This window comes from Mesorhizobium sp. M0166 (assembly GCF_040322255.1).
GTDB lineage: Bacteria > Pseudomonadota > Alphaproteobacteria > Rhizobiales > Rhizobiaceae > Mesorhizobium.
Genome location: NZ_JAMYTD010000015.1, coordinates 65,143 through 79,302 on the forward strand (window position 1 = coordinate 65,143; position 14,160 = coordinate 79,302).

19 protein-coding genes are annotated in these 14,160 nt (G+C 63.1%); 13 read left to right on the top strand and 6 right to left on the bottom strand.

Annotation, left to right across the window (positions count from 1 at the left end; genetic code table 11):
- Positions 1–64: 64 nt before the first annotated feature.
- Together efp and NKJ46_RS17800 are read right to left on the bottom strand one after the other, a co-directional pair.
- The gene (gene efp / locus NKJ46_RS17795; protein WP_292664037.1) at positions 65–631 is read right to left on the bottom strand and encodes an elongation factor P; all 567 of its coding nucleotides are present in this window, start codon (positions 629–631) and stop codon (positions 65–67) included.
- A 138-nt stretch (positions 632–769) separates the two neighbouring features.
- Positions 770–1,627 (bottom strand): LysR family transcriptional regulator, encoded by an 858-nt coding sequence (locus NKJ46_RS17800; RefSeq protein ID WP_352666147.1) that lies wholly within the window; start codon positions 1,625–1,627, stop codon positions 770–772.
- Between the two features lie 112 nt (positions 1,628–1,739).
- Between NKJ46_RS17800 and NKJ46_RS17805 the strand changes: the two genes are divergently transcribed.
- Complete coding sequence (locus tag NKJ46_RS17805; RefSeq protein WP_352666148.1) at positions 1,740–2,756, top strand: zinc-dependent alcohol dehydrogenase family protein; 1,017 nt, start codon at positions 1,740–1,742, stop codon at positions 2,754–2,756.
- A gap of 43 nt (positions 2,757–2,799) precedes the next feature.
- On the opposite strand, the gene NKJ46_RS17810 is transcribed toward NKJ46_RS17805, so the two are convergent.
- The 3 genes from NKJ46_RS17810 to NKJ46_RS17820 all read right to left on the bottom strand — a co-directional run bounded on the left by NKJ46_RS17810 (position 2,800) and on the right by NKJ46_RS17820 (position 5,543).
- Positions 2,800–3,831, bottom strand: coding sequence for a tetratricopeptide repeat protein (locus NKJ46_RS17810; protein WP_352666150.1), 1,032 nt, complete (start codon positions 3,829–3,831; stop codon positions 2,800–2,802).
- A gap of 1 nt (position 3,832) precedes the next feature.
- Complete coding sequence (locus NKJ46_RS17815) at positions 3,833–4,480, bottom strand: thiamine phosphate synthase (protein ID WP_352666152.1); 648 nt, start codon at positions 4,478–4,480, stop codon at positions 3,833–3,835.
- A gap of 178 nt (positions 4,481–4,658) precedes the next feature.
- Positions 4,659–5,543 carry a DMT family transporter gene (locus NKJ46_RS17820; protein WP_352666153.1) on the bottom strand — a complete coding sequence of 295 codons (885 nt, stop codon included), beginning with the start codon at positions 5,541–5,543 and terminating at the stop codon, positions 4,659–4,661.
- Between the two features lie 132 nt (positions 5,544–5,675).
- Here NKJ46_RS17820 and NKJ46_RS17825 point away from each other — a divergent pair, with 132 nt between their 5' ends.
- Together NKJ46_RS17825 and NKJ46_RS17830 are read left to right on the top strand one after the other, a co-directional pair.
- Positions 5,676–6,125: an Lrp/AsnC family transcriptional regulator gene (locus NKJ46_RS17825; protein WP_023678010.1), complete on the top strand. Its 450-nt coding sequence runs from the start codon at positions 5,676–5,678 to the stop codon at positions 6,123–6,125.
- Positions 6,126–6,221: 96 nt separating this feature from the next.
- Positions 6,222–6,992 carry a sulfite exporter TauE/SafE family protein gene (locus tag NKJ46_RS17830; RefSeq protein WP_352450835.1) on the top strand — a complete coding sequence of 257 codons (771 nt, stop codon included), beginning with the start codon at positions 6,222–6,224 and terminating at the stop codon, positions 6,990–6,992.
- Positions 6,993–7,032: 40 nt separating this feature from the next.
- On the opposite strand, the gene NKJ46_RS17835 is transcribed toward NKJ46_RS17830, so the two are convergent.
- Positions 7,033–7,584: a DUF2269 family protein gene (locus NKJ46_RS17835; protein WP_352666154.1), complete on the bottom strand. Its 552-nt coding sequence runs from the start codon at positions 7,582–7,584 to the stop codon at positions 7,033–7,035.
- A 579-nt stretch (positions 7,585–8,163) separates the two neighbouring features.
- On the opposite strand from NKJ46_RS17835, the gene rcdA reads away from it, so the two are divergent.
- From rcdA to tolR, 10 genes are all read left to right on the top strand, one after another.
- Complete coding sequence (gene rcdA, locus NKJ46_RS17840) at positions 8,164–8,691, top strand: protease adaptor protein RcdA (protein WP_352465697.1); 528 nt, start codon at positions 8,164–8,166, stop codon at positions 8,689–8,691.
- Between the two features lie 86 nt (positions 8,692–8,777).
- Positions 8,778–9,290, top strand: coding sequence for a crossover junction endodeoxyribonuclease RuvC (gene ruvC, locus NKJ46_RS17845; protein WP_352666156.1), 513 nt, complete (start codon positions 8,778–8,780; stop codon positions 9,288–9,290).
- A gap of 55 nt (positions 9,291–9,345) precedes the next feature.
- On the top strand, positions 9,346–9,615 hold the full coding sequence (locus tag NKJ46_RS17850) for an AbrB/MazE/SpoVT family DNA-binding domain-containing protein (protein WP_292664915.1): 270 nt from the start codon (positions 9,346–9,348) through the stop codon (positions 9,613–9,615).
- Positions 9,593–10,039 (top strand): type II toxin-antitoxin system VapC family toxin, encoded by a 447-nt coding sequence (locus NKJ46_RS17855; protein ID WP_352666158.1) that lies wholly within the window; start codon positions 9,593–9,595, stop codon positions 10,037–10,039. The genes NKJ46_RS17850 and NKJ46_RS17855 overlap by 23 nt, the downstream gene beginning before the upstream one ends.
- A gap of 13 nt (positions 10,040–10,052) precedes the next feature.
- Positions 10,053–10,673, top strand: a complete 621-nt coding sequence (gene ruvA / locus NKJ46_RS17860; protein ID WP_352666160.1) for a Holliday junction branch migration protein RuvA — start codon at positions 10,053–10,055, stop codon at positions 10,671–10,673.
- A 40-nt stretch (positions 10,674–10,713) separates the two neighbouring features.
- Positions 10,714–10,998 carry an AbrB/MazE/SpoVT family DNA-binding domain-containing protein gene (locus NKJ46_RS17865; protein WP_352666162.1) on the top strand — a complete coding sequence of 95 codons (285 nt, stop codon included), beginning with the start codon at positions 10,714–10,716 and terminating at the stop codon, positions 10,996–10,998.
- Between the two features lie 46 nt (positions 10,999–11,044).
- The gene (gene ruvB / locus NKJ46_RS17870) at positions 11,045–12,085 is read left to right on the top strand and encodes a Holliday junction branch migration DNA helicase RuvB (RefSeq protein WP_352666163.1); all 1,041 of its coding nucleotides are present in this window, start codon (positions 11,045–11,047) and stop codon (positions 12,083–12,085) included.
- A 127-nt stretch (positions 12,086–12,212) separates the two neighbouring features.
- The gene (ybgC, locus tag NKJ46_RS17875; RefSeq protein ID WP_352666164.1) at positions 12,213–12,683 is read left to right on the top strand and encodes a tol-pal system-associated acyl-CoA thioesterase; all 471 of its coding nucleotides are present in this window, start codon (positions 12,213–12,215) and stop codon (positions 12,681–12,683) included.
- A gap of 295 nt (positions 12,684–12,978) precedes the next feature.
- Positions 12,979–13,689, top strand: coding sequence for a protein TolQ (gene tolQ / locus NKJ46_RS17880; RefSeq protein ID WP_352489260.1), 711 nt, complete (start codon positions 12,979–12,981; stop codon positions 13,687–13,689).
- A gap of 9 nt (positions 13,690–13,698) precedes the next feature.
- Positions 13,699–14,157: a protein TolR gene (gene tolR / locus NKJ46_RS17885; RefSeq protein ID WP_254816466.1), complete on the top strand. Its 459-nt coding sequence runs from the start codon at positions 13,699–13,701 to the stop codon at positions 14,155–14,157.
- Positions 14,158–14,160 lie beyond the last annotated feature (3 nt).

Consider the following 14,160-nt stretch of genomic DNA (forward strand, 5'->3'; position numbering starts at 1 on the left):
CTGCGCCTATTTGCCTTGACGCATGATCTTATCCAAAAAGTCTGCAACTCTTTGGGATAACGCCCTAGTCGGCGCGGCGTACGTAAGTGATTTCGTTGGTATCGACGATGATGCGCTCGCCCGAGCCGATGAACGGCGGCACCAGCACGCGAATGCCGTTTTCGAGTATCGCCGGCTTGTAGGACGAGGCTGCCGTCTGGCCCTTCACAACCGGGTCGGCCTCGGTGATGGTCAGCGTCACCTGGTCGGGCAGCGAAATGCCGATCGGCCTTTCGTCATAGAGCTGGACCGTCACCATCATGCCGTCCTGCAGGAAGGCCGCGCGATCGCCGACGAACTCCTTTTGCAATTCGAGCTGCTCGTAGCTTTCGGTGTCCATGAATACCAGCGCGTCGCCCTGCTCGTAGAGGAAGGAAAAATCCTTCAGATCGAGCCGGATCTGCTCGACCGTCTCGGCCGAACGGAAGCGCTCGTTGAGCTTGGTGCCGTTGATCAGGTTCTTGAGCTCGACCTGGTTGTAGGCGCCGCCCTTGCCGGGCTTCACGGTATTGGTCCTGACCGCCACCCAAAGGCCGCCATCATGCTCGATGACATTGCCGGGACGGATTTCGTTGCCATTGATCTTGGCCATGGTGAGATGATCCGGAAATGAGATGATCGCCGCAAAGGGCGATTTGGCGCCTCCAAGACCACAAATCGCCAGCAGAGGCAAGGAGCGCCTTCCGATGAAGCGGGAGCGAGGCTGGCCCGGCAACGCGGCGTGGCGGCCTCAGTCTGTCCTGACAGTCGCGGTGACAGCCTCGGTCACCGCGTCGGCGACCTCTCTCAAAAGATGCAGGTGCGGCGAACGCAGCACGACAATTCGCAGCGACAGCTCGAGGCCGGGAGCGTCGACCAGGGCAATGCCCTGCGGCGGCTTTTCCCGCAGCAGCCGCCTGGGCAGCAGGCCAAGGCCTTGGCCTCGACGAACCCAGTCGATCTGCAGCGCGCTGTCCTGAATCTCGGCGCCGACTATCAACTTGTGGCCGCCCTCGGCAAGGGCAGCCGCCAGCCGCCGGCGCGCGTCGCAAGGTTCAGGGCTGAGGACCCAGGGCATGGTCTTAACGTCGGCCAGCCGGCCGGTGTTTTCCGCAGCGATGATGCCAAGGGGCTCGGTTCCGACAACGCCGTCGCCAGTGTTGGAATTGCCGCCATCCAGGATGAAGGCGAGGTCGAGCTGTCCGCGCTTGTGCTGGTCGGCCAGCTCAAGGCTCCAGCCGCTCTTCAGACGCAGCGAGACCTTCGGAAACCGCGCCACGGCATCAGCAATAGCGGCGGCCACGGCTTTGTCGCAAAGTCCATGCGCGAGGCCGAGCCGCAGCAGGCCCTCCGGCTCGTCGCCCTTGGCAAATGATCTCAGCGCGTCGACCGCGGCGAGAATGTCCTTGCCGCGTGCCAGCACCTCTAAGCCGGCCGGGGTCAGTCGCGACGGCTTTAGCCGGCGGTCGAGCAATTCCGTGCCGAGCATCTCCTCCAGCCGCTGGATCTGGCGGGTGACGGCCGGCTGCGTCAACGGCAGGCGTTGCGCCACCTTCTGAATCGAACCCTCCTCGGCAAAGAGGGCCAGTGTTTTCAGTTCTTCAAGCATGACGCACCCGAACATGTCATAGAAGCATAATTATCCTGAACATTATGAATTTGAAATCCGATGGATGGCAAGCGATTTTCCTCCGGCAGGACCCAGCCGGAAAGGAACGACGATGAAAGCGATCGAATTGCAGAGCCCGGGCGGCCTCGAGAACCTCAGAATGGTCGAGCGGCCGATGCCCGAGCCAGGGCGCCAGGAGATGATTGTGAAGGTGAAGGCGACGGCGCTGAACTACCGCGATGCCGAGATCGTCCGCGGCAGCTATCACACGAAGTTTGCATTGCCGCTGGTGCCGCTGTCGGACGGCGTCGGCGAAGTCGTTGCCATCGGCGCCGAGGTCAGCCGGTTCAAGATCGGCGACCGGGTCTGCGGCACGTTCTGGCAACGCTGGGTGGGCGGCAGTTTCGCCATGGCCGAGCCCTCCTATCAACGCGGCGGCCCAATCGACGGGCTGCTCAGCGAATTTGCCCGGCTTGACGAACAGGCGGCGGTGCTGGCGCCAGCCAATCTGAGCGACCTCGAGGCGGCGACGCTGCCATGCGCCGGCGTGACGGCATGGCACGCGCTGTTTACGGAGGGCGGCGTCAAACCCGGCGACACCGTGCTTTGCCTCGGCACCGGCGGCGTTTCACTGTTTGCGGTGCAGTTCGCCGCCGCTGCCGGGACCCGCGTCATCGTGACGTCGAGCAGCGACGAGAAGCTTGCGCGGGCAAAGCAACTTGGCGCGCAGGATGGCGTGAACTATCGCAGCGTCCCCGACTGGGCATCGGCCGTGCTCGGATTGACGGATGGCCGCGGCGCCGACCATATCATCGAGGTTGGCGGACCGCAGAGTTTTGCACAATCGCTGAGGGCAGCGGCGCGCGGCGCCCAGATCAACGTCATCGGCTATCTCGGCGGCAGTGACGGCGCCATCAACCCGCTCGACATCTTCCGCCGGCAGGTCAGGGCCCGAGGCATCCCGGTGGGCTCACGCGAATCCTTCGAGGCGATGAACCGCGCCATTGTCGTCAACCGGTTGAGACCGGTGATCGACCGGGTCGTGCCGTGGAGCCAGGCCGCTGAAGCCTTTCGGTACCTTGAACACGGCTCGCCCTTCGGCAAGGTCGTCCTCGATCATACGCGATAAGCCCGCCTGACGAGCCCGGGTGCGATGGGCCGCGAGATCGCGGTCAGGGCAGGCGGTTGGCCCGTTGCAGCGCCTGCTGCGTCTGCTCGTCGGTCAGGCCCTGCAGGAAATCGTCCATCTCCTGGTCTATGAGCCCGGCGCGGCGGGCGACAACATACCAGGCGCCGGCGAGGATCAGATCCGGATCGGTGCCAATGCCGTTCATATAGAGCTTGGCGAGACGGTTCTGGGCGGCGACATTGCCGCCTTCTGCGGCCTGTTTCATCCAGTTGAAGCCGGATTTCAGGTCGCGGACGCCGCCGCGCCCCTCGATCATCCAGGTGGCGAGATCGATCTGTGCGGTGTCGTAGTTCTGCCGCGCGGCCTGTGCCAGCAGGCCGCGGGCGCGGACATCGTCGCGCGGCTTGCCGCCGGCGCCATTGGCGTAGACCTGTGCCATCGCATATTGTGCGTCGGCAAGCCCGGTCGCGGCAGCGCGCTCGTAATAGGATACGGCTTTGGCAATACCGGCATCGCCGGGCTCCTGTTCGACCATCAACTGTGCAAAATTGAACTGCGCCAGGCGGTTGCCGGCCTCGGCGGCGGCCTGCATCAGCGCATAGGCCTCCTTCTCGTCCTTTTTGACGTAGCGGCCGTCGAGCAGCATCAGCGCATACTGGAATTGCGATTCCGGGACGCCCTGCTCGGCGGCAAGCGCATACCACTTCGCCGCCCCTGCCGCGTCGACCGGCACGCCGAGGCCGCGCGACAGTATCTCTGCCACCAGCGTCTGTGCCGCCGGATCGCCGTTTTGAGCACGGGAAAGCGCAAGGTTGTAGGCCGTCTTGTAAAGTCCGCGCTGAAAGGCGCCATAGGCAGCATCGGACGGCTTTGCACCGAAGCGGTCGGGATTGATTGTATCGGCCGACGGCAGCGGGGCGGTGGTGGCGGGCTGCGGCAATTGTGCGGCGATCGGCCTGTCGGCAGGTTCGCTGGAATCCGGCCTGGGCTGGGGCAGCGGAACGGGCTCCGCCGCTATCGCCTGCGTCACGGCCGTTGCAAGAAAGGCGCTGAAAAGGATTTTCCGCGAGCGCACGTCAGTCCTCGAAGCGCGGCGCGGTTTCGTCGAGCAGCGCGTTGGCGGCGGCGACCGCCACCTTCGGATCGACGCCGTCGGCGAAGACGGCGCTGGACAGCGCCACGAATTCGGCGCCGGTGGCGGCGACCGCTTCCACCGAGGCAAGATCGGATCCTGCCATGACGATGCAAGGGATCTGGATCACGTCCGCCCACCACTGCCCGAGCGACAGGTTGCGCGGGTGCGGTTCAGGCTTGTTGTCGTAGCCGAAGCGGCCGAAGAAAATGTAGTCAGGCCTGACCTCGCCGAGTTCCAGCGCATCGTCGCGGGTCTTGGCGCCGCCGGTGCCGACCATCATCCTGGCCTGGAAATGGTCGATCGTTTCGGCGAGCTCGTCCTTGCCGACCTCGACATGAATGCCGTCGGCCTGGACGCGGCCGGCGATGCGGGTGTCGCCGGCAATGATGACGGCAATGCCGGCCGCTTGCGCCACCGGCACGATCTGTTCGGCAAAGGCCTGGAAGGCGGCCTCGTCCATGCCGTTTTCCGGCAGGATAAGCGAGGCGACGTCACCGCCGTCGAAGGCCGCGGCGATGCGCTCGGCCGGCACGTTCGGCGGCGCGATCAGCACGATACGGCAGCGGTTGGGCGGCGTTGCGTTATTCATTGGTGTTCGATCCCGGGTTATCGCCTATGCCGGGCGAAGATGGTTGCATTGCGGCATAGAGCAAAGTGCGGGGATTGAACAGGCGGCAGGGGGATCACGATTGCCGTCAACGATTCCATGGGGCTCGGAGCATGGCTGCCGTTGGCCGAAATTCTCCTCGCCTGGCCGCTTGCGGGCTCTACGCAGGCACTTTCGATTTCCAAAGCGACCAGCCGAGGTTCATGCCGGCAGCGGCGACCAGGATGGCGGCGGCGCCGACGATCTGCGCCGGCTGCAGACGATGGCCGAAAGCGACGACGTCAACGAGGATGGCGACGACGGGGTAGATGAAAGACAGCGATCCCTGCAGATGCGTAGGCAGTTTCTGGATGGCGCCGTACATGAGGATGTACATCAGGCCGGTATGGACGATGCCGAGTGTCGCCAGCATGACCCAGCTCCGCGCATCGGCGGGAAGGTGGGTGAGATTGGCGAAGGGTGCCAGCATGAGAACGCCGACGCAGACCTGGATCAGGGCGATAAGGTGCGGCGGCGTGCCTTTGAGCTTCTTGGTGACGATAGCCGCAACGGCCCAGAAGAAAGCCGCGGCCAGCGCCATCGCAATTCCCGTAAAGTAGTCCGTACCATGGTTGCCTGCATCGGGCGCGGCCTGCACGATCAGCAGCATGCCGGCAAAGGCAATGCCGAGCCAGGTCAGCTTGGTCATCGTCAGCCGTTCGGAGAAGAAGAGCGCGCCAAAACCCACCAGCATGAAAGGCTGCGTGTTGTAGACAGCCGTGGCGATCGAGATCGATGCGCGAGAAAACGCGCTGAACAGCAGCAGCCAGTTGATGACGATGGCAGCCCCGCCGAGAGCCGCGATCGCGACGATGCGAAGCGACAGCCTGCCGCGCAATAGCCCAAGGGCCGCGCAGATGATCAGCAGCGTTACCGCCCCGAAAGCGCAGCGCCAGAACACCACGTCCATGATGGGTTGGCCGGAAAGGACGACGAACCAGCCGATCGTGCCGAGGATCGCCATCGCCGCCGTCATTTCGATCGTGCCGCGTACCGTGTTGTCCATGGATGCTCCTGAAACCCGTTGAGATTTTATAATCCCACGGCGGATCGGGCCTTTCCATGACTTGTAGCTGGTGATATGCAGAATGAACCTAATTTAATTAGGTAAACATCGGCTTTTTCTTGGAATTGTAAAATGCTGGACGAGCTCGACAGAAAGCTTCTCGATATCCTGGTCAAGGATTCACGGACTTCGCTAAAGGAACTGGCGCTGCAGGTCGGGTTGTCGTCGCCAAGCGTTTCAGAGCGGCTTCGGCGGCTTGAGGATCGCGGCGTTATTCGTGCGTTCACCATCGACATCGATCCGCAGGCGCTCGGCTACGCCTTGCAGGCGATCGTTCGCATCCGGCCATTGCCGGGCAAACTGCACATCGTCCAGAAGCTGATCGAGGAAATCCCCGAATTCGGCGAATGCGACAAGGTGACGGGCGATGACTGCTTCGTTGCGCGGCTGTTCGTCCGCTCGATCGGCGAGCTCGACGGGATTCTCGACCGCATCGCCGACAAGGCCGAAACCAGCACCGCCATCATCAAGGCGCAGCCGATCCGGAGACGCCCGCCGCCGCTCGATATGCCAAACATGTGACGGGGTTCGGTGGCGTGGCCCACATATTTGCGGTCGCGGTCCGGTCATTTCTGGTCTATTCCAGAGGTCAACTTTTTCTCCAGCTTCCCTTCCCCCATGTCAGGCCTGCTCGTCGATCCCTGGTTCTATGCCGCGGCCATTCCGGCCGTCATCCTCGTCGGCCTGTCGAAAGGCGGCTTCGGCGGCGCCGTCGGCTTTGTCGGCGTGCCGTTGATGGCGCTGACCATGCCGCCGGTTCAGGCTGCCGCAATCCTTCTGCCAATTCTGTGCCTGATGGACATTGTCTCGGTGTGGACATGGTGGGGCATCTTCGACCGCAAGATGCTGGCCGACATGATGCCCGGCGCCGTGATCGGCATCGCCCTTGGTTGGCTGACGGCGGCACTGGTAACCGAAGAGATGGTGCGGCTGATCGTCGGCGCGGTTGCCCTGATCTTCGTGCTGCGCTGGCTCTATCTGCAACTCCGCCACGGTGCCGGCCACGCGGCGGAGCCCAACCGCGTCGCCGCCGGCTTCTGGGGTACCGTTGCCGGGTTCACCAGCTTCGTCGCCCATGTCGGCGGCCCGCCTTTTCAGGTCTACGCCTTGCCGATCAGGCTTGATCCGAAGGTGCTGTCGGGCACCGCGGCGATTTTTTTCGCGGTCACCAATGCGCTGAAGCTCATCCCTTATTTCGCGCTCGGCCAGTTCGATACCACCAATTTGACCGCGTCTGCGGTGCTGATGCCGCTGGCGCCGCTGTCGACAATCGCCGGCGCCTGGCTGGTGCGGCGGATGCGGCCGGAGCTGTTCTACCCCTTCACCTATGCGACCGTAGCGGTCGTCGCGGTCAAGCTTCTGTGGGACGGCATCGCCGGCCTCCTGTAAGACGGCGGCCCCTGTCGGCCGCCGCCGGATTCCTTAAACCTCAGGCGGCACTCGGCAGCAGCGGCCGCGTCCTGCCAAGCGCCAGGGCAGCGCCGGTTGCCAGCACGAACGCCATGCAGCCCAGAATGGTGATGTCGTGCAGCGTCGGCTTCAGCACCATGTCCGCGATGATCACCAGCATCACCGAATAGTCGAAGCGCGCAGCATTGAGGACGCGCTGGCCCTGGGCAAGCACTGCCGGCGTCACGCCATCCTTGGCGATCATACCTGCCATACGGTCGGCAGTAGGCTTGAAGATGAACATGCCGATACAGAAGGTCGTCGCATAACCGGCAAGGCCGATCAGCACCCACAGATCGGAAAAGCCGACCCAGAAGCCGCACATAATGAGGCCGAAGAGCAATGTCAGCATCGACATCGGCGCGAAGAACCGGTTGCCGAGCTCGCCGGTGGCGCGCATCGCCTGCAGCATGCCTTCGACGTTTCCAGCGCGGTCGGCGCGTACCGCGAGCAGCATCAGCGTGAAGCCGCCGCCGACCCAGAGGATCGCCGAGACGATGTGCAGAAATTTAACGGCCGAGTACCAGTCCATTGTTCGCTCCTTGAGAGATTTTGATGATTGCCGGAGCGCAAGGTTTGCTCCGCCTCGTTGCGAGGAACGGGCGTTTAGCGCGGCGCCTGTTTCGGAACGATGTCGCGCGGCGAGCGGATCTGTTTCGGTATGTCGGTCACGATCTGGAGGAATCCGGGCGCAAGGGCGTCGCCCCACTGTCCAGCCGGTGGTGTGAACGGCGCCGTGGCCAGTCAGCTGTGCTGTTACGGCACAGATGCTGGGCGCTTGATCGAAAAATATGCCCCGCGTTAAGGCTTCGTTAAGCTTTACAGGCGTTTACTATGTCCATCCAGTGATCTGGATTCTTACCGAGTGGTTGGAGCCACTTTGTTTGACGCCTCCCTGTTAAACTCCTGAGAGCCGCCTTATCCGCGGCTCTTTTTTTGTGCGCCGGCATGGGCGTCCTTCCGGCTAAATGCGGCCGTTAACCGTTTGTTAAACATGTGCTTGCCTTCGCTGGCAGCGAAGCGCATTTTCAAGCTTCAGTCGTTTAGGCTGCCGGATATGGCGGCCAAGAGCCGAATCGGCCGGCTGTCAGGCAAGTGCAGGGGCGTAGCGATGAACGAGCCTTCGAAGGCGAGCGCGAAAACCATCAAGCTGGCGGAGCGCCGGGTTTTCTCCCAATCCTTCAAGCCGCTCTATCAGGAAGGCATGGGCCTGGTCGAGCAGGCGGCCGAATATCTCGACGGCAAGGGCCGCGCCGAGGCCAAGAAGCTGTCGAGGCTGACAGCGACGCTTTATGCGGCCGAATCGATGCGGCTGACTACCAGACTGATGCAGGTCGCCTCGTGGCTGCTTTTGCAGCGGGCGGCGAATTCCGGCGAGATGACCCGCGATCAGGTGGCTTCCGAAAAATCCAAGGTGCGTCTCGACACCGCCTCCGCGCACGAGGAGGCGCCCGGCTGGGCCGAGCTGCCGACGGATTTCGTCGACCTCGTCAACCGCTCGCTGCGCCTTCAGGCGCTGGTGCGCCGCATGGACGAGGAGATCTATGGCGGCCTCGCCGAGGTGCCGCTGTCGAGCCGTCGCGTCAATCCGGTCTCAGACCAGATCACGCTGCTGAACACGGCTTTCGCCCGCGGCTGACAGGTTGCTCGGGGCACTGCCAGAGCCTGTTTCTGGTTTGTTCACATTTCGCTGGCATCGCTGTCCGTCGGAGGTAAACTTGGCGGATGGGGGAAGCGATTCGCATCATCGGCATCGATCCGGGGCTGAGGCGCACCGGTTGGGGCATCGTCGAAAGCCTCGGCAATTCGCTGCGCTTCGTTGCTTCCGGCACGGTGCGGTCCGACGACAAGGCGGCGCTGGCGGTGCGTCTTTGCCAATTGCATGACGGGCTCGCCGAGATCCTGCATGCCGCGATGCCGCACGAGGCGGCGGTCGAGCAGACTTTCGTCAACAAGGACGCCGCTGCGACGCTGAAACTCGGCCAGGCACGCGGCATCGCCATGCTGGTGCCGGCGCGTGCCGGGCTTGTCGTTGCCGAATATGCGCCAAACGCCGTTAAAAAGGCGGTGATCGGCGTCGGCCATGGCGACAAGAAGCAGATCCACATGATGGTCAAGGTGCTGATGCCGAAGGCGACTTTCGACACAGACGATGCCGCCGATGCGCTGGCCATCGCCATCTGTCACGCGCATCACCGGCAGAGCATCGCCTACAGGCTGGCGGCGCTGGCCGGATAAGTTGTTCTTGACTTGTTCTCCGGATGGCAATAAGTAATACCGGCGAGGTATTACCATGCGCGTTACGACTAAGGGCCAGGTGACCATCCCGAAGGAGATACGGGATCACCTGGGCATCGGCCCAGGCTCGGAGGTGGAATTCGTTCCCACCGAGGACGGCGCTCTTGTCATTGCGGTCGACGAAAACATGTCGGAGGAGGAAGCCTCGCGCAGATTCAGCCAGACGCTCGATCGTATGGCCGGTACGCTGGATTTGGGGGGCATGACGACGGACGAATATATGGAATGGCTGAGGGGGCCGCGTGAAGATCTCGACATTGATTGACACAAATGTCCTGATCGACGTGTGGGGCCCTGCCGGACGGGAGAGGAAGTGGTCAGCGTCGGCGATCACCGCATGCGGGCGCGACGGTGCACTTGTCATCAACACAATCGTCTGGTCCGAACTCGCGCCGCTGATTGCGACGGAGCAGGCCCTTCGCCAAGCAGCCGACATGCTCAAGATTGAGCGTGAATTCCTGCCCTGGGAAGCGGCCTTCCTCGCCGGTGTCACGCATTCCCGCTATCGCCGCGCCGGCGGCATTCGCGAACGAACCTTACCGGATTTCTTCATCGGCGCCCACGCCGTCATTGCGGGACATCGGCTACTGACGCGCGATGCCGCGCGCTATCGTAGCTATTTCCCGGACCTCAATATCATCTCGCCGGAAACCCATGAAGGGCCAGGCTTGACAGGAAAGTTCAAATGATCGGCAAGCCCAAATGATCGGCAAGCTAAAAGGCACGCTGGACGAGATCGACGAGGATTTCTGCATCGTCGACGTGCATGGCGTCGGCTATGTCGCCTATTGCTCGGCGCGCACGCTTGCCGCATTGCCGCCGCCCGGCGAGGCGGTGGTGCTGTTCATCGAGACCTATGTGCGCGAGGACATGCTGCGGCTCTATGGGTTCCAGTCGGTGCTGGAACGCGAGTGGTTCCGGCTGTTGATGAACAATGTGCAGGGCGTCGGCGCCAAGGTGGCGCTGGCCATCCTGTCGACGCTGGCGCCGGCCGACCTCGCCAATGCGATTGCGTTGCGCGACATCGCCATGGTCAGCCGCGCGCCCGGCGTCGGAAAGAAAGTCGCCGAGCGCATCGTCACCGAATTGAAGAACAAGGCGCCGGCCTATGCGGGCACTGCCTCCGGCACCATCGGCCTGAAGCAGGAGCTCGGCGAAGGCGTTGCCCCGGCGCCGATCACCGACGCCGTCTCGGCGCTGGTCAATCTCGGCTATTCGCGCGACACCGCCGCCAATGCGGTGGCGGCAGCGCTGAAGACGGCAGGCGAGGAGGCGGACGCCTCTAAGCTGATCCGCTTCGGGCTGAAGGAGCTGGCACGGTGAGACGTTGCCCGACAAATAAATTCCGACTAGGAACAAGAGCATGGTCGGATATGCGGGCTTGACCTCCAGGGGGCAGCTTACGATTCCAAAGAAAGTCCGGAACGAGTTGTCGCTCAAGTCAGGCGATACTGTTGCCTGGACGGTCGTGGATGGTCTCCTGATAGGAACGCCGCGCAATCTCAAATTTGCCGACCTCGCTGGATTTCTAGGTGATCCACCTGACGGGCCTGTTACGCTGGAACAGATCGACGCGGTGGTAAGAGATGCAGTAGGCCGCCATGTTGTTGGCGAGCAGCAAGACGCCGAACGAGAGGGTGCCGGGTGACCTTGATCCGTGTCGATACGAACTTTTTCCTTCGAGCGGTATGCGAATGAGCCTTTCGCCACGCCTCATTGCTCCCGATAAACGCGGCGAGGACGCCGAGCAGACCTTGCGGCCGCAGACGCTTGGCGACTTCGTCGGACAGGCGGCGGTGCGGGCCAATCTCAAAGTGTTCATCGAAGCCGCCAAGGGGCGCAGCGAAGCACTCGACCATGTGCTGTTCGTCGGCCCGCCCGGCCTCGGCAAGACGACGCTGGCGCAGATCATGGCGCGCGAGCTCGGCGTCAATTTCCGCTCGACCTCGGGTCCGGTCATCGCCAAGGCCGGCGATCTGGCGGCGCTGCTCACCAACCTCGAAGACCGCGACGTGCTGTTCATCGACGAGATCCATCGGCTCAACCCGGCGGTCGAGGAAATCCTCTATCCGGCGATGGAGGATTTCCAGCTCGACCTGATCATCGGCGAGGGGCCGGCGGCGCGCTCGGTCAAGATCGACCTGGCCCGCTTCACGCTTGTCGCCGCCACCACCCGGCTCGGCCTGTTGACCAACCCGCTGCGCGACCGCTTCGGCATTCCGGTGCGGCTCAATTTCTATTCCGTCGAGGAACTCGAGCAGATCGTGCGGCGCGGCGCCCGCATCCTTGCCATGCCGCTCGGCGACGACGGTGCTTTGGAGATCGCCCGGAGGGCGCGGGGCACGCCGCGCATCGCCGGCCGGCTGTTGCGCCGGGTGCGCGACTTCGCCAGCGTTGCCGGCGACGGCCATGTCGACCGCCAGATCGCCGATGAGGCGCTGACGCGGCTGGAGGTCGACGGGCTCGGCCTCGACGCGCTCGACCGCCGTTATCTCCAGATGATCGCCCGGAATTTCGGCGGCGGGCCGGTCGGCATCGAAACCATCGCGGCCGGGCTTTCGGAGCCACGCGATGCCATTGAGGACATCATCGAGCCCTTTCTGATCCAGCAAGGCTTCATCATGCGCACCCCGCGCGGCCGCGTGCTGGCGGCCAATGCCTGGCGGCATCTCGGCCTCGACGCGCCGAAGGACCTGGCGCAGCAGCAGATCAGCCTGTTCCAGGAAGAGCCATAAGTTCCGCTGCTTACGGCTTCGGTGCTGGCAGTTGCCGGCCCCGCCCTCCAGGTCTTGATCATCGCCGGTCTATGCGCAAAACAGGTGTTGCTTGAAACAGGGCCCGTCGGGCCAAAAGGACAGCGCAATGGACGATCACGGTGAATCGGCATTGTCCGCCGGACTTTCCGGCGCGCTGACGGAATTCGGCCATCGATTGATGGCGCGGGTCTATTATGCCGACACCGATTTTTCCGGCGTCGTCTACCACGCACGCTATCTCGAATTCTTCGAGCGCGGCCGTTCCGACTATCTGCGGCTGGCCGGCGTCCACCACACCGAGCTTGCCGACGGCAAGCATGGCGAGAAAATAGTCTGGGTGGTGCGGCGCATGGAGATCGACTTCCGCGGTTCGGCCCGCATGGACGACATCCTGACCATCGATACGCGCACCGATGAGATTTCCGGCGCCCGCATCGTCATGGCGCAACAGTTGAAGCGCGGTAGCGAAGTGCTGGTCGAGGCGCGGGTCGAAGCGGCGATCATCGGCGAGAACGGCCGGCCGCGGCGCTTTCCCAAGGACTGGGTGGCAGCCTTCATGCCCAGAACGCGCAAATAAAGGGTTCAGAGGTGACGATCCCGCAGCCCCGTCCGGGCCAGGATCGCCGGGGCGACCCACATAGGCGCGGCAATGCGCCGCGCTGTACGTCCTAACCCATCCTTAACCATAACGGTCCATGAAGGGATTGGTTAAGATTGGAAGAATCCAAGCGCCTTCCTTTCACCAATATTTGCCCTGAAAAGGCCGCCAACGGTGCATTTGGGGTTATTCCGCAAGCTTAACGCGAACGGACCACAAGGGATGCCCATGGGCCAGCCGCCAGCCACGCCCGGAAAATCTTTAAGGACGTAACATGGAAAACATCGCTCTCGCCGACCCGGGCGCGCATTTATCGATTTGGGCCTTGTTCATGCAGGCCGGTTGGGTGGTCAAGCTGGTCATGATCGGCTTGCTCTGCGCCTCGATCTGGACCTGGGCGATCATCGTCGACAAGCTCGTCGCCTATGCCCGCATGCGGCTGGCGCTCAACCGCTTCGAACAGGTGTTCTGGTCGGGACAGTCGCTGGAAGAACTTTACCGCACGCTCGCCGACCGCAAGACGACCGGCATGAGCGCGATCTTCGTCGCCGCCATGCGCGAATGGAAGAAGAGCTTCGAGAAGGGCGCGAAATCGCCGCTCGGCCTGCAGACCCGCATCGACAAGGCGATGGATCTGGCGTTGACCCGCGAGATGGAAAAGCTGGAAGGGCGGCTCGGCTTTCTCGCCACCACCGGCTCGGCGGCGCCCTTCATCGGCCTGTTCGGCACGGTTATCGGCATCATGACCTCGTTCCAGGCGATCGCCGCCTCGAAGAACACCAGCCTGTCGGTGGTCGCGCCCGGCATCGCCGAGGCGCTGCTGGCGACGGCCATCGGCCTGCTCGCCGCCATCCCCGCGGTTATCGCCTACAACAAGCTGTCGTCGGACGCGAGCAAGATCGCGGTGCGCATGGAAGGCTTCGCGGATGAGTTCTCCGCCATACTCTCGCGCCAAATCGATGAAAAAGTCGCGCAGAAGGCCTGAGGAACGATCATGGGAATGTCCGTAAGCGCAGGTGGCGGAGGACGCGGCGGGCGCGGCCACAGGCGGCGCGGCCGCCATCACGCCTTGATATCGGAGATCAACGTCACGCCGATGGTCGACGTGATGCTGGTGCTTTTGATCATCTTCATGGTCGCGGCGCCGTTGCTGACGGTCGGCGTGCCGATCGACCTGCCCGATACGCAAGCCAAAGCGATGAACGCCGATACGCAGCCTATAACCGTGTCCATCAACCCGGCCGGTCAGATCTACCTCCAGGAAACCGAGATCCCGATCGAGGAGCTGGTGGCAAAGCTGCAGGCGATCTCGAAGACCGGCTATGACGAGCGCATTTTCATCAGGGGTGACAAGGCGACGGATTACGGCACGGCCATGAAGGTGATGGCCCGCATCTCGGCTGCCGGCTACAAGAACATCGGCCTGGTTTCACTGCAGGAACAGGATCAATAGACG